The sequence below is a fragment of the Streptomyces aureoversilis genome (genome assembly GCF_042657885.1).
In the GTDB taxonomy this organism is placed as follows: domain Bacteria; phylum Actinomycetota; class Actinomycetes; order Streptomycetales; family Streptomycetaceae; genus Streptomyces; species Streptomyces aureoversilis.
The window spans coordinates 632,207-648,833 of sequence record NZ_JBHSKJ010000001.1; the positions used below are offsets into that span (position 1 = coordinate 632,207).

Genomic DNA, 16,627 nt, shown 5'->3' on the forward strand with positions numbered 1-16,627 from the left:
CGATTTCGGTGGCGAACGAGGACAAGCTCCGCTATTTCCTGAAGCGAGTCACCGCAGATCTCCAGGAGACCCGGCGGCGCCTTCGTGACTACGAGGACGCCGCCGGGGAGCCGGTGGCCATCATCGGGATGAGCTGCCGCTACCCGGGAGGCGTCAACTCGCCCGAGGATCTGTGGGAGCTGGTCGCCGGCGGACGGGACACCGTCTCGGAGTTCCCGGCCGACCGCGGCTGGGACCTGGACGCGCTCTACGACCCGGACCCGGAGAACCGCGGGACCAGCTACGCCCGCGAGGGCGCGTTCCTGCGCGACCTGGCGCAGTTCGACGCCGGCCTCTTCGGGATCTCGCCCCGTGAGGCGCTCGCCATGGACCCCCAGCAGCGGCTGCTGCTGGAGACGTCCTGGGAGCTCTTCGAGCGGGCCGGCATCGACGCCGCCTCGCTGGCCGGAAGCCGGACCGGCGTGTTCGCCGGAGTGATGAACCACGAGTTCCTCGCCGCCCTGCAGAACTCCCCGGAAGACCTGGAGGGCTATCTGGGCACGGGCACCTCGGGAAGCGTCGCCTCCGGCCGGGTGGCCTACACCTTCGGCCTCGAAGGCCCGGCCGTCACGGTCGACACGGCGTGCTCGTCGTCGCTGGTCGCCCTCCACCTGGCCGTGCAGTCGCTGCGCAACGGCGAGTGCTCGCTTGCCGTGGCGGGCGGCGTCACCGCGATGGTCGGTCCCGCCACCTTCGTCGGTTTCAGCCGCCAGCGCGGGCTGGCGCCCGACGGCCGCTGCAAGGCCTTCGCCGCCGGTGCCGACGGCACCGGCTGGGGCGAGGGCGCAGGCCTGCTGCTGGTGGAGCGCCTCTCGGACGCCCGCCGCAACGGGCACGAGGTGCTCGCCGTCGTGCGGGGCTCCGCCGTCAACCAGGACGGCGCCTCCAACGGCCTGACGGCCCCCAACGGCCCCTCGCAGCAGCGGGTGATCCGCCAGGCCCTGGCCGCCGCGCAGCTGACCACTACCCAGGTCGACGCGGTGGAGGCGCACGGCACGGGCACACGGCTCGGCGACCCGATCGAGGCACAGGCGCTGCTCGCGACGTACGGGCAGGGCCGGTCCGACGACAAGCCGCTGTGGCTGGGCTCGATCAAGTCCAACATCGGCCACACCCAGGCCGCGGCCGGCGTGGCCGGCATCATCAAAATGGTCATGGCCATGCGCCACGGCGAACTCCCGCGCACGCTGCACGTCGACGCGCCGTCCCCGCACGTCGACTGGTCGGCGGGCGCCGTACGGCTGCTGACCGAGACCACGCCGTGGCCGGCTTCCGGCGAGCCGCGCCGGGCCGGCATCTCCTCCTTCGGGATCAGCGGCACCAACGCGCACACGATCATCGAGGAAGCCCCCTCGGCCGGAGCGTTCACCGAGGAGACCGAGACCCCGGAGGGAGGCGCCGAGAACGCCGAGAACGCCGAGAACACCGAGGCCGTCGCCGCCGAGGCCGCGCTCCCGGCCGAGGGCGGGCCGGTGCCGTGGGTGATCTCCGGCAAGAGCGAAGAAGCCCTGCGCGCCCAGGCCGAACGCCTGCTGTCCCGCACCGGCACTGACTCCGACACCGGTAGCGGCAGCGACACGGACACCGACGCCTCACTGCTGGACGTGGCGTTCTCGCTCGCCACGACGCGCACGGCCCTGGAGCACCGCGCGGTGGTGCAGGGCGAGTCGCCGGCGGAGCTCGCCGAGGGGCTGCGGGCCGTGGCCTCCGGCTCCCCGGCCCCGGGCGTGGCGCGCGGCCGCTCCGGAACCGGCGGGCGCGTCGGTTTCCTCTTCTCCGGCCAGGGCTCGCAGCGCCTGGGCATGGGGCGCGAACTGTACGCGTCGTACCCGGCGTTCGCCGCCGCGTACGGCGAAGTCTGCGCGCACCTCGGCGCCACGATCGACGTCGACTCGGAAGAACTGCACCTCACGGGCGCCGCCCAGCCCGCCCTCTTCGCGATCGAGGTGGCGCTGTTCCGGCTCCTCGAATCGTGGGGGATCCGGCCCGACTACGTGGCCGGTCACTCCGTAGGCGAGATCGCTGCGGCTCACGTGGCCGGGGTGCTGTCCCTGGAGGACGCGGCGAAGCTGGTGTCGGCGCGTGCTGCGCTGATGCAGGCCCTGCCCGACGGTGGTGCGATGGTGGCGGTCCAGGCGACCGAGGAGGAGGTCCTGCCGCATCTCACCGAGCAGGTGGGCATCGCGGCGATCAACGGCCCGCGGTCCGTCGTGGTCTCCGGTGCCGAGGACGCGGTCGTGGCGATCGCCGAGGTCTTCAAGAAGCAGGGTCGTAAGACGTCCCGGCTGAAGGTCAGCCACGCCTTCCACTCGCCCCTCATGGACCCCATGCTGGAGGAGTTCGCGCAGGTCGTGCGCGGGCTGACCTTCGAGCAGCCGCAGCTCCCGGTGGTCTCCAACCTGACCGGCCGCCTGGCCGAGCCGTACACCCCCGAGTACTGGGTCCGGCACGTCCGCGAGGCGGTCCGTTTCGCCGACGGCATCCGTACCCTGCACGACCTGGGCGTGACGACGCTCGTGGAGATCGGCCCCGGCGGCGTCCTCAGCGCCCTCGCCCAGGGCTGCCTCGACAACGAAGGCGATGACATCGTCACCGTCCCCGTCCTCCGTGCCGAGCGCCCCGAGCGGGCCGCACTCGTCGCCGCGGTCTCCGAACTGCACGCGCACGGCGTCTCGCCGGACTGGCACGCCTTCTTCCCCGGCGCCCGGCGCGTGGAACTGCCCACCTACGCCTTCCAGTACGAGCGCTACTGGCTCGACGCCTCACCGGCCGCGCCCGGCGACGTGCGCGCCGCCGGCCTGGGCTCCGCCGACCACCCGCTGCTGGGCGCCGCCGTCTCCCTGGCCGGTGGCGACGAGCGGCTGCTGACCGGCAGGCTGTCCCTGCGCACGCACCCGTGGCTGAGCGACCACGCCGTGCTCGGCAACGTCCTGCTGCCGGGCACCGCGTTCGTCGAACTGGCCGTGCGCGCCGCCGACGAAGCCGGCTGCGAACTGCTGGAGGAGCTCACCCTCGAAGCGCCGCTGGTGCTGCCCGAGCGGGGCGGCGTGGCCGTCCAGGTCTGGGTCGGCGCGGCCGACGGCTCCGGCCGCAGGCCGCTGACCGTGCACTCGCGCCCCGAGGACGACACCGACCTGCCGTGGGTGCGGCACGCCACCGGCTTCGTCACCGAAGCGGCGGGCACCCCGGCAGCCGGGCAGGCGCTCACGGCGTGGCCGCCGGCGGGTTCCGAGCCGGTCGGCCTCGACGGCTTCTACGACCGGCTGGCCGGCCTCGGACTGGCCTACGGCCCGGCGTTCCGCGGCCTGCGGAGCGCCTGGCGCGCGGGCGACGAGGTCTTCGCCGAGGTCGCCCTCCCCGACGGCACGGACACCGGCTCCTTCCTCCTGCACCCCGCACTCCTGGACGCGGCGCTGCACGCGATCGGCGCGGGCGGTTCCCGCGGTTCCCTGGTGGACGAAGCGGACGGGCCGCTCCTGCCGTTCGCCTGGTCCGGCGTGTCCGTGCGCGCCACGGGCGCGTCCACCGTACGGGTGAGGCTGTCGCCGGCCGGTCCGGACACGGTGTCCCTGCTCGTGGCCGACGCCGCCGGCGAGCCCGTGGCGTCCGTGGAGGCGCTGACGCTGCGCGCGGTGGCGGCCGATCAGCTCCGCAAGCGCTCCGGCGACGGCGACGCGATGTTCGCGGTCGAGTGGGCACCGCTGACCCTGCCGTCCGATGCCGCCGACGGGACGACCGTCACGTACGCCCCGGACACCGCCGCCGCACTGGACGGCGTCGACGCGTCGACGCAGCCGGACGCGGTCGTGGTTCCGTGCCCCGACGGCCCGGAAGGGGCCTCCGAGGCCGCAAGGGTCCACGCGGTCACCGCCGGGGTGCTGCAGCTGCTCCAGCGGTGGTTCGCCGAGGAATGCACGCCTCGCCTCGTGCTGGTGGCGCGCTGCGACGACCTCGCCCACGCCGCCGCAGGCGGACTGGTGCGCTCGGCCCAGGCGGAGAACCCCGGCCGGATCGTGCTGCTCGAAACCGACCGCCCGGCGGACGTTCTCGGGCTCGTGCCCGGTGTTCTGCACTCCGGCGAACCGCACGTCGTCGTCCGCGACGGCGAGGCAAGCGCACCGCGCCTGGCCCGCGTCGCGTCTCCGGCGGGGGAGAGCCATGCCTCGCCGACCGCGGGGAGCGCTGCCTCTCCGGCCACGGAACACCCTGTGCCTCCGGCCGCGGAGGGTGTGGCCTCTCCGGCGGAGGAGAACGCCGTGTCCCCGGCCACCGAGGACGTTGCCTGTCCGGCCGCAGAGAACTCCGCGTCGTCGGCCGCGGAGGGCGCCGCCTCCGGTCTCGCCGAGGGCGACACCTCCGCCCTTGCCCAGGGCACCGCCCCGGGCGGCCTCGGCACCGTGCTGCTGACCGGCGCCTCGGGCGCGCTGGGCGGAGCCCTCGCCCGGCACCTCGTGACCGGACACGGCGTGCGCAGGCTGCTGCTGGTCAGCCGCCGCGGTGCGGACGCCCCGGGCGCCGCGGCCCTGGAAGCCGAACTCGCCGCTCTCGGCGCCGAGGCGACGTGGGCCGCCTGCGACATCGCCGACCGCGAGGCCCTCGCCCGGCTGCTGGCCGGGACTCCGGTCGACTCCGTCGTGCACACCGCCGGCGTGCTCGACGACGGCGTGCTCGCCGCCCTGACCCCGGAGCGCATGGACGCCGTCCTGAAGCCCAAGGCCGACGCCGTGCTCAACCTGCACGAGCTCGCAGGCGAGGCAACGACGTTCGTCCTGTTCTCCTCCGCCGCCGGAGTCTTCGGCAACCCCGGCCAGGGCAACTACGCCGCGGCCAACGCCTTCCTCGACGCCTTCGCCCGGCACCGCCGCGCCCAGGGCCGGCCCACGATCTCGCTGGCGTGGGGCCTGTGGGAGCAGGAAGGCGCCATGGCCGACGGCCTCGACGAGGCGGGCAGGTCGCGGATGGCACGCTCGGGCGTACTGCCGCTCTCCACGGAGGACGGCCTGCGCCTGTTCGACGCGGCGCTCGCCTCGGACGAGCCCGTTCTCGTCCCGGTCCGCCTCGACACGGCCGCCCTGCGGAACCAGGCGGCCGGAACCGTACCGGCACTGCTGCGCGGACTCGTGCGCGTCAGCACGCGCGGCACCGCCCGGCGCGCCACCACCGGATCACCGGCCGACCGTCTCGCCGGGCTGACCGGCGAGGAGCGCGACGAAGCCGTCCTGGAGCTGGTCCGGTCCGAGGTCGCCGCCGTGCTCGGGCACTCCTCGCCCCGGGCCGTCCAGCCCGCGCACGCCTTCCAGGACCTGGGCTTCGACTCGCTGACGGCCGTCGAACTGCGCAACCGGCTGTCCACCGCCACCGGCCTGCGCCTGCCCGCCACCCTCGTCTTCGACCACCCCACGCCCGCCGCCCTGGCCCGCCACATCGGCACCGAACTGCTCGGCGAGACCCCGGCGGCCACGGCCACAACCACGACCACGGCGCGGCAGTCCGCCGCCGCGGCCGACGAACCGATCGCCATCGTCGGCATGAGCTGCCGGCTCCCGGGCGGGGTGCGCTCGCCGGAGGACCTGTGGCGGCTGGTGGCCTCCGGCCGGGACGGCATCTCCGGGTTCCCGGACAACCGGGGCTGGGACGTCGACGCGCTGTACGACCCCGACCCGGAGCGCCTCGGCAAGACGTACGCGCGCGACGGCGGCTTCCTGCACGACGCGGCCGAGTTCGACGCCGGCTTCTTCGGCATCAGCCCTCGCGAGGCGCTGGCGATGGACCCGCAGCAGCGGCTGCTGCTGGAGGCGTCCTGGGAGGCCTTCGAACGCGCCGGGATCGACCCGGCGACGATGCGCGGCAGCAGGACCGGGGTCTTCACCGGCCTGATGTACCACGACTACGGCCAGGGCCCGCGCGAACTGCCCGAGGGCGTCGAGGGCCTGCTCACCACCGGAGGCTCCGGCAGCGTCGCCTCCGGGCGCGTCTCCTACACCTTCGGCCTGGAAGGCCCTGCCGTCACGGTCGACACGGCGTGCTCGTCGTCGCTGGTCGCCCTGCACCTGGCCGTTCAGTCGCTGCGGAGCGGCGAGTGCACGATGGCCCTGGCCGGCGGCGTCACCGTCATGGCCAGCCCGACGGTCTTCGTGGAGTTCAGCCGCCAGCGGGGCCTGTCGCCCGACGGCCGCTGCAAGGCCTTCGCGGCCGGGGCCGACGGCACCGGCTGGGGCGAAGGCGTCGGCATGCTGCTGGTCGAGCGACTCAGCGACGCCGAGCGCAACGGCCACCGGGTGCTGGCGGTCGTGCGGGGCAGCGCGGTCAACCAGGACGGTGCGTCCAACGGCCTGACCGCCCCGAACGGCCCGTCGCAGCAGCGCGTCATCCGGCAGGCGCTGGCCTCGGCCGGACTTGCACCCGCCGACGTCGACGCGGTCGAGGCGCACGGCACGGGCACGAAGCTGGGTGACCCGATCGAGGCGCAGGCGCTCCTCGCCACGTACGGCCAGGAGCGGCCGGAGGACCGGCCGCTGTGGCTGGGGTCGCTCAAGTCCAACATCGGCCACACCCAGGCCGCGGCCGGCGTGGCCGGCGTGATCAAGATGGTCATGGCGATGCGCCACGGCGTCCTGCCGCGGACCCTGCACGTCGACGAGCCGACCCCGCACGTGGACTGGACGGCCGGTGACGTACGGCTGCTGACCGAGGCCATGGACTGGCCGGAGTCGGACCGCCCGCGACGCGCCGCCGTGTCGTCGTTCGGCGTCAGCGGCACCAACGCCCACACCATCATCGAACAGGCCCCCGCAGCAGCAGAGCTGCCCCCGGCGCCCGACTCCGGCGCGGCCGTGCCCTGGGTGCTCTCCGGCAGGACCGAAGCGGCCCTGCGGGCGCAGGCCACCCGCCTCGCGTCCTTCCTGGAGGACACCGGCACCGGCACCGGCGGCGACACCGCGGTCCCGGCGGCCGACGCTGCGTACTCGCTGGCCACGACCAGGCAGGCCTTCGAGCACCGCGCCGTGGTGGTCGCGGACACCCCCGAGGAGCTCCGGCAGGGGCTGGCCGCCGTCGCGGACGGCTCCACACCGCCCGGCGTGGTGACCGGCACCGCACGCGCCGGCGGCAAGACCGTCTTCGTCTTCCCCGGACAGGGGTCGCAGTGGGTGGGCATGGCCGCCGAACTGCTGGAGACCTCCCCGGTCTTCCGCGAGCGGATCGACGCCTGCGAGCGCGCCCTCGCGCCGCACGTGGACTGGTCCCTGACCGCGGTGCTGCGCGGCACGTCCGACGTCGAGCAGGACCGGGTCGACGTGCTGCAGCCCGTCCTGTGGGCGATGACGGTCGCGCTGGCCGAGGTGTGGCGCTCCTTCGGGGTGACTCCCGACGCGGTCGTCGGGCACTCCCAGGGCGAGGTCTCCGCGGCCGTGATCGCCGGAGCGGTCTCGCTGGAGGACGGCGCGCGCATCGTGGCGCAGCGCAGCCTCGCGGTGCGCGAACTGCAGGGCCGCGGCGGCATGGCCTCGGTGACGCTCCCGGAGGAGGAAGCACAGGAGCTGATCGGCCGCTGGGCCGGCCGCCTGGGCATCGGCGCCGTGAACGGACCCGGGACCGTCGTGGTCTCCGGCGACACCGACGCCCTGGACGAACTCCTCGCGCACTGCGAGAAGGAGGGCGTCCAGGCCCGCAAGGTCGCCGTCGACTACGCCGCGCACTCGCCGCAGATCGAACGGGTCGAGGAGCAGGCCGCTGAGGGATTCGCCGGCATCGGCCCCCTCCCCGGCGCCGTGCCCTTCTACTCCACGGTGACGGGCGGGAAGCTGGACGCGGGCGAGCTCGGCTCCGGCTACTGGTACCGCAACATGCGGCAGACGGTGCGGTTCCACGACGCGATCCGGTCCGCCCTGGCCGATGGGCACGACGTGTTCGTCGAGGTCAGCCCGCACCCCGTGCAGCTGGCGGGCATCCAGGACGCCATCGAGGCCGCCGAGGCCGAAGCCGTGGTCGTACCGACGCTGCGCCGCGGCGACGGCGGACGGCACCGGCTGCTGCTGTCCCTGGCACAGGCCCACGTGCACGGCGTCGCCGTCGCCTGGGACGCCGTCCTGCCGGGTGCCCGCCGCGTCGACCTGCCGACGTACGCGTTCCAGCACGAGCGGTACTGGCTGGAAGCGGGCGCGCCGGCCGGCGACGTACGGGCGGCCGGACTGGACTCCGCCCACCACCCGTTCCTGGGCGCGGCGGTGGAGCTCCCCGACGCCGGTGGCCACCTGCTGACCGGGTTGCTGTCGCTGCAGGCCCAGCCCTGGCTGGCCGACCACGCGGTGCTGGGCACGGTGATCCTGCCGGGCACGGCCTTCGTGGAACTGGCCGCCCACGCCGCGGCCGAGACCGGCTGCGACCTGGTCGAGGAGCTGACCCTGCAGGCACCGCTGGTGCTGCCGGAGCATGGTGGCGTCGTGCTCCAGGTCCTCGTGGGCGCCCGGGACGACTCCGGCCGCCGCCCGCTGAGCGTGCACTCGCGCGCCGGGGAAGGCTCCTGGATCCGCAACGCCACCGGTGCCCTCGCCACCGGCGGAGCCCCCTCCGCCACCGACCTGAGCAGCTGGCCCCCGGCCGACGCGCAGCCCGTGGACCTCGACGGCTTCTACGACCGCCTGGCCGGCCTCGGCCTGAGCTACGGCCCGCTCTTCCAGGGGCTGCGCGCCGCCTGGCGCGGCAACGACGCGGTCTACGCCGAACTGGCCGTCCCCGGCGAAGCGCACGCCGAGGCGGACGCGTTCGGCGTGCACCCGGCCCTGCTCGACTCCGCCCTGCACGCACTGGGGGCGGGCGGACTCGTACCGGCCGCCGACGGGCCCCTGCTGCCCTTCGCGTGGTCCCGCGTCACAGTGCACGGAACCGGAGCGGCCGGCCTGCGGGTACGGCTCTCGCAGGCCGGAGGGGACGCGGTACGGCTGGAAGCCGCCGACGACACGGGCCGGCCCGTCGTCTCGGTGGAATCGCTGACGCTGCGCCCGGTATCGGCCGACCAGCTCCGCACGAGCTCCCGGGACTCCCTGTTCACCGTGGAGTGGGCACCGCTCGCCGCACCGTCCGAGGCGAACGCCCCGGCCGTACGTGCCTACGACGACATCGCCTCCCTCCGTTCCGCCGCGGCGATGGCGATGGAGACGGAGACGGAGACCGGGACCGGGGCGGATACGGACGTGGATGCCGTCGTCGTCCCCTGCCCGGCCGGTTCGGGCACCGAGGCCGAGCGGGTCCGGGAGGTCCTGGCCGAGGTGCTCGGACTGGTGCAGTGGTGGCTGGCCGAGGACCGGACCGCCCGCCTCGTACTCGTGACGCGGGGCGCGGTCGCTGCCGGAGACGACCCGTCCCGGAGCGATCCGTCCCAGAACGTTTCGTCCCAGAACGATCCGGTGCAGGCGGCCGTGTGGGGTCTGGTGCGGTCGGCGCAGTCCGAGAACCCGGACCGCATCGTCCTCCTCGACACCGGCAAGGACACCGGCAAGGACACCGGCAAGGACAGCGACTGGCAGCAGGCCGCGGCGACGGCCGTCCCCCGGCTCCTCGCCTCCGAGGAGCCGCAGGCGGCGCTGCGCGGCGACGCACTCCTGCTGCCCCGGCTCGTCAGGGCCGGCGCCGACGCCCCGCAGTCCGAGAACCCGGACTTCGGCACCGGGACGGTGCTCCTGACCGGCGCGTCCGGCGCCCTGGGCGGACTCGTCGCCCGGCACCTGGTCGCCGCCCACGGCGTGCGCAGCCTGCTGCTGATGAGCCGGCGCGGCGCGGACGCCGAGGGCGCGGCGGAGCTCCGGGCGGAGCTCACCGCCTCGGGCGCCGAGGTGCGCTGGGCCGCCTGCGACGTGGCCGACCGGGACGCCCTCGCCGGGGTGCTGGCGGAGACGCCGGTGACGGCCGTGGTGCACACGGCCGGCGTCCTCGACGACGGCGTGATCGGCTCGCTCACTCCGGAGCGGCTGGACGCGGTGCTGCGCCCCAAGGTCGACGCGGTGCTGAACCTGCACGAACTGGCGGGCGAGGTGTCGGGGTTCGTCGTCTTCTCCTCGCTCGCGGGCACGCTCGGCACCCCCGGCCAGGCGAACTACGCCGCCGCCAACGCCTTCCTGGACGCCTTCGCCGTGCGCCGCCGTGCGCAGGGACTCCCCGCGGTGTCGCTGCCGTGGGGCCTGTGGCAGCGGACCGGCACCATGACCGAGGACCTCGGCGGAGCGGACCGGACCCGGCTCGCCCGCGGCGGCGTGCTGCCGCTGTCCGACGAGGACGGTCTCGGACTCCTCGACTCCGCGCTCACTCTGGACGAGCCCCTGGTGGTGGCGGCGCGGCTGGACCTCGCCGCCCTGCGGAACGCGGCCGCCCCGGTGCCGCCGCTGCTCAGGACGCTGGTCGGCGGCCGGCCGCGGCGCACGGACCGGGCCGCTTCCGTGCCGCTGGCCCGGCGGGTCGCGGACCTGCCCGAGAGCGAGCGCGAAGAGCTGGTGCTGGACCTGGTCAGGTCCGAGGTCGCCGCCGTCCTCGGGCACGGCTCGGCCAAGTCCGTCCAGCCCGACCAGGCCTTCGGCGACCTGGGCTTCGACTCGCTGACCGCCGTGGAGCTCCGCAACCGGATGAACAAGGCCACCGGGCTGCGGCTTCCCGCGACGCTGGTCTTCGACTACCCGACGCCCGCCGTGCTCGCCCAGCGGGTACTGAAGGACCTCCCCGGCGGCACGGGCGGGACGGTGTCGGTGCTCGACGAGCTCGACCGCCTCGCCGCCGCCCTCGACGGCGCCGGAGCGGACGGCGTCGACAACATCACCCGAACCAAGATCAACATGCGTCTCCAGGCTCTGCTCGCCCGCTGGAACGGGAACGAGCCGGCCGATCCGGGAGGCGCCGGCGGAGCCGAGGACGAAGACGACCTCAGCTCGGCGAGCGACGAGGAGCTGTACGAGCTCCTCGACGACGAACTCGGCATCTCCTGAACTGCGCAGGCCAAAAGGGGCGGGCAACACCGATGATGAACGAAGACAAGCTCCGCGACTACCTCAAGCGGGCCACCACGGACCTGCGCCAGGCCCGGCGGCGCGTGCGCGAGCTGGAGTCCCGGGACCAGGAGCCGATCGCCGTCGTGGGCATGAGCTGCCGGTTCCCCGGCGGCGTCGACTCGCCCGAGGCGCTGTGGCGGCTGCTGGACGAGGGCGGCGACGCGATCTCGCACTTCCCCGAGGACCGCGGCTGGGACGTCGACTCGCTCTACGACCCCGACCCCGAGCAGCCGGGCAAGGTCTACACCCGGCAGGGCGGATTCCTCCACGACGCCGCGGACTTCGACGCGGACTTCTTCGGGATCTCGCCGCGCGAGGCGCTCGCGATGGACCCGCAGCAGCGGCTGCTGCTGGAGACCGCGTGGGAGGCCTTCGAACACGCGGGCATCGACCCCGCCTCCCTCAAGGGCAGCCGCACCGGCGTCTTCGCCGGCCTGATGTACCACGACTACGGTTTCACGCCCGGTGTCCTCCCCGAGGGGGTCGAAGGGCTGCTCAGCACCGGCAACTCCGGCAGTGTCGCCTCCGGGCGCATCGCCTACGCCTTCGGCCTCGAGGGCCCCGCCGTCACCATCGATACCGCCTGCTCGTCCTCGCTGGTCGCCCTGCACCTCGCCGTGCAGGCACTGCGCAACGGTGAGTGCTCCATGGCACTCGCCGGCGGCGTGACCGTCATGGCGGGCCCGAGCGCGTTCGTCGAGTTCAGCCGCCAGCGCGGCCTCGCCCCCGACGGGCGCTGCAAGTCCTTCGCGGCCGCCGCGGACGGCGCGTCGTGGTCCGAAGGCGCCGGCCTGCTCCTGGTGGAGCGCCTGCGGGACGCCCGCCGGCTCGGCCACCGGGTGCTGGCGGTGGTGCGGGGCAGCGCGGTCAACCAGGACGGCGCGTCCAACGGCCTGACCGCCCCGAACGGCCCTTCGCAGCAGCGCGTGATCCTCGAAGCGCTGGCGAGCGGCGGGCTGTCCGCCGAGGAGATCGACGCCGTCGAAGCCCACGGCACCGGCACGAACCTCGGCGACCCGATCGAGGCGCAGGCGCTGCTGGCGACCTACGGGCAGGACCGCGAACGGCCGCTCCTGCTCGGCTCGCTGAAGTCGAACATCGGTCACACGCAGGCCGCGGCGGGTGTCGCCGGCGTGATCAAGATGGTGCTGGCGATGCGGCACGGTGTGCTGCCGCGGACGCTGCACGTGGACCGGCCGACCCCGCAGGTCGACTGGTCGGCCGGCTCGGTCGAGCTGCTCACCGAGGCGGTCGCGTGGCCGGAGACGGACCACCCGCGCCGGGCCGGGATCTCCTCGTTCGGGATCAGCGGCACCAACGCGCACATCATCCTGGAGCAGGCGACAGAACCGGCTGCGGAGGAAACGGCGGACGACAGGACGGGGCATGAGGGCGCGGCGGTTGAGGAGCCGCTGCGGCCGCGGACCCCGGTGGTGCCGTGGGTGCTCTCCGGGAAGACCGAGGAGGCGCTGCGGCAGCAGGCGCAGCGGCTGCTGTCGTCCGCGGACCTCGCGGCCGCGTCGCCGGCCGACGTGGGGATCTCGCTCGCGGTCACCCGATCGGCGCTGGAACACCGGGCCGCGGTGGTCGGCGCCGACGCGGACGAGCTGCGCGCCGGGCTGACCGCGCTCGCAGCGGGCGAGCCCGCGGCACATGTGGTGACGGGGCGCGCCGACGCCGCCCGGGGCAAGGTCGGCTTCCTGTTCTCGGGTCAGGGGTCGCAGCGGATCGGGATGGGTCGTGAGCTGTACGCGGCGTACCCGGTGTTCGCTGCGGCTTATGACGAGGTGTGTGCGCTGCTGGACGCGCCGGTCGATGTCGATGCCGAAACGCTTCACCAGACGGGTTCGACGCAGCCTGCGCTGTTCGCGGTCGAAGTGGCGCTGTTCCGCCTGCTGGAGTCGTGGGGCATCCGGCCGGACTACGTGGCCGGTCACTCCGTTGGCGAGATCGCCGCGGCTCATGTGGCCGGTGTGCTGTCGCTCGACGACGCGGCGAAGCTGGTGTCGGCGCGTGCTGCGTTGATGCAGGCGCTGCCTGCGGGCGGTGCGATGGTGGCGGTCCAGGCGGCCGAGGACGAAGTGCTGCCGCACCTCACGGAGCCGGTTGGTATCGCGGCGGTCAACGGCCCGCAGTCCGTGGTGATTTCGGGTGCCGAGGATGCCGTCCTGGCCGTCGCCGAGGTCTTCGCGCAGCAGGGCCGCAAGACCTCCCGGTTGAAGGTCAGCCACGCCTTCCATTCGCCGCTGATGGACCCGATGCTGGAGGACTTCTCCCAGGTCGTCCGCGGCCTGACCTTCAGCGAGCCACAGCTCCCGGTGGTGTCCAACCTCACGGGCGGCGTGGCCGAGCCGTACACCCCCGAGTACTGGGTCCGTCACGTCCGCGAGGCGGTCCGTTTCGCCGACGGTGTCCGGACCCTGCACGACCTGGGCGTGACGACCTTCGTCGAGATCGGCCCCGGCGGCGTCCTGAGTGCCCTGGCCCAGGGCTGCCTCGACGACGAAGGCGATGGCGTCGTCACCGTCACCGTCACCGTCCCCGTCCTCCGCACGGACCGCCCCGAGCCGCAGGCGATCACCCTCGCTGCCGGCCGGCTGCACACCCACGGCGTCTCCCCGGACTGGCAGGCGCTGTTCCCCGGCGCCAAGCGCGTCGCCCTGCCCACCTACGCCTTCCAGCGCGAGCGCTTCTGGCTCGAAGGAACGGCCGCGCTCGACGTCTCCTCGGCGGGGCTGGGCTCCTCCGGTCACCCCCTGCTCGGCGCGGTGGTGGAGACCGCCGGGGGACAGGACGTGCTCTTCACCGGCCGGCTGTCCCCGGCCGACACGCCCTGGATCGTGGAACGCACGGTCGGCGGTGTGCCGGTGCTTCCGGTCGCCGCGTTCGTGGAGCTCGCGTTGTGCGCGGGCCGGCAGGCCGGGTTCCCGCATCTGGAGCAGCTGGACGTGGACGCCCCGCTGGTGCTGGCGGAGCAGGGTGCCGTCCGCATCCAGGTGCAGATCGGCGCGGGCGAGGACACCGACCGACGGTCGGTGCGGGTCTACAGCCGGCCCGCCGCCGGCGGCGCCGACGAGCCGTGGGTCCGCCACGTCGCCGGAGAGCTCACCCGGAGTGCCCCTGTGGCCGAATTCGACATGGTGATCTGGCCCCCCGCGGGCGCCGAGCCGGTGGACGTCGAGGGCCATCCGGGCCTGTCCGCCGCCTGGCGCGCCGGGGACGAGCTGTACGCCGAGATCGCGCTGCCTGTTGCGGAGCGGGACCGGGCGGACCGCTACGGCCTCCACCCCGTACTGCTGGACGTCGCCCTGGACACCCTGGCGCCGGCCCGTGCCGGAGACTCCGGCGAGGTGCTCATGCCCTACGCCTGGAGCGGCGCGTCGGTGCACGCCCCGGGAGCCGGGGCCGTGCGCGTACGGATCCGGCCCGCCGGCGCCGGCTCCGGCGACGCGGTGGCGATCGAACTGGCCGACGCCGACGGTGCTCCCGTCGCCTCGGTGGCGTCCGTGCGGACGCGGACGATGTCCCCGCAGCAGGTGCTGGCCTCGCGCGTGGCGCACCAGGACTGGATGTTCGAGGTCGACTGGGTCGAGCGCACCGAGCGCACCGAGCGCACCGCTCCCGGTGCGGCCGCTCCCGCTCCCGCTTCCGATGCCGCATGGGTGGTCCTCGGCGGCGACGGCCCCTACGCAGACCTCGACGCGCTCCGCAAGGCGGTCGACGACGGTGCGGTCCCGCCCGCCCACGTACTCCTGCCCTGCGCCCCGAGCGAGGGCGAAGCCGCCTCGTCCACGCGCGAGTTGCTGGCCGGTGTGCTGTCGGCCGTCCAGGAGTGGGTCGCCGACGAGCGGTTCTCCGATGCGCGGCTCGTGGTGATGACGCGCGGCGCCGTCGACCTGGAGGGAGCGGCACCGGACCCCGCGCACGCCGCGGTGGCCGGCCTGGTGAAGTCGGCCCAGGCCGAGCACCCGGACCGGCTCCTGCTCGTCGACGTGGACGACGCGAACGACGCGGTCACGGTCGGCGGCGGCGTGGACTCCGCACTGGCCGCGGCGCTCGCCGCCCTGGACGAGCCGCAGGCCGCCGTGCGCGGCGGCAAGCTGTTCGTGCCTCGTCTCGCACGGACCGCCCCGGCAGAGGAGCCCGCCGATCACGCGTGGGACCCCGAAGGGACCGTGCTGCTCACCGGCGCGACCGGTGGCCTCGGACTGTCCCTCGCACGCCACCTCGTCGCCGAACGCGGCGCACGCAGGCTGCTCCTGGTCAGCCGCCGAGGCCCCGCCGCGGACGGCGTCGGCGAACTCGTCGCCGCCCTCTCCGGGCTGGGCGCGCACGTCGACGTGGCCGCCTGCGACATCGCGGACCGGGACGCCCTCGCCGGACTGCTGGCCTCGGTCCCGGCCGAGCACCCGCTCGTGGCCGTGGTGCACGCGGCCGCGGCCCTGGACGACGGCGTGATCACCGCCCTGACCCCGGAGCGCCTGGACACCGTGCTGCGGCCGAAGGCCGACGGCGCGCTGCACCTGCACGAGCTGACCAAGGACCTGGACCTCTCCGCGTTCGTGCTCTTCTCCTCCCTGGCCGGAGTCCTGGGCAGCGCCGGCGCGGCGAGCTACGCGGCGGCCAACGCCTTCCTGGACGGGCTGGCGCGGCAGCGCCGGGCCGCGGGCCTGCCCGGCACCTCGCTGGCGTGGGGCCTGTGGACGGACAACGGCGGCATGGGCGACCGGATCACCGACGCCGACCGCGACCGCATGGGCCGGTCCGGGATCGTGCCGTTCACCTCCGCGGAGGGCCTGGCCCTGTTCGATGCCACTCTCACCGTGGGCCGGCCGGTGATCGTGCCCGTCCGGCTGGACGTCGCGGGGCTGCGCGCCATGGCCCGAGCCGGCATGCTGCCCGCGGTCTTCCGTGGCCTCGTGGGCGACACCGGCGGCCCGGCCGAGGAGGACGCGACCGCCGCCCGGACCCCCGCCCTGGCCCGCCGCCTGGCCGGCATGCCGGAAGCCGACCAGGAGAAGGTGCTGCTGGACCTGGTCCGCAACCAGGCCGCCGCCGCCCTCGGCCACGCCGACGCGGCCCGGATCGAGCCCACCACGGCCTTCCGTGACATCGGCTTCGACTCCCTGACCGCCGTGGAGCTCCGCAACCGGCTCAAGGCCGCGACCGGGCTCCGGCTCAAGCCCACCCTCGTCTTCGACCACCCCAACCCGGTCGCGATCGCCCGGCTCCTGCACAAGGACCTGGTCCTCGACCTCGCCGCCGGGACGCCGCCGGTCCTCGAAGAGATCGACCGGCTGGAGGGCCGGCTGGCCGCGCTCGCCCCGGAGGACGCGGTACGGGACAAGGTCACGGCCCGGCTCAAGGCGCTGCTCTGGAAGTGGACCGACACCCACCAGGACGCCGCGGCGAACGCCGCCGCCGACGCAGGCCCCGGCACCGACCGCGACTTCGGTCTCGACCTCGACCGGATCGACACCGCCACCGACGACGAGATGTTCGACCTCATCGACCAAGAGCTCGGGTCTCTCTAACTCTTCTCACGCACTGCTACC

The 16,627-nt window shown here is 74.5% G+C and carries 2 protein-coding genes; both read left to right on the forward strand.

Annotated features, from left to right (window positions below; all coding sequences use genetic code 11):
* Window positions 1-8 precede the first annotated feature (8 nt).
* On the forward strand, window positions 9-11,009 hold the full coding sequence (locus ACFPP6_RS02560; RefSeq protein WP_382036597.1) for a type I polyketide synthase: 11,001 nt from the start codon (window positions 9-11) through the stop codon (window positions 11,007-11,009).
* Between the two features lie 32 nt (window positions 11,010-11,041).
* Complete coding sequence (locus ACFPP6_RS02565; RefSeq protein WP_465269361.1) at window positions 11,042-16,606, forward strand: type I polyketide synthase; 5,565 nt, start codon at window positions 11,042-11,044, stop codon at window positions 16,604-16,606.
* Window positions 16,607-16,627: the final 21 nt, after the last annotated feature.

Bases quoted from the DNA above. Each gene is read 5' to 3' on its own strand.
- ACFPP6_RS02565 (WP_465269361.1), top strand. From the start codon at position 11,042: ATGATGAACGAAGACAAGCTCCGCGACTACCTCAAGCGGGCCACCACG.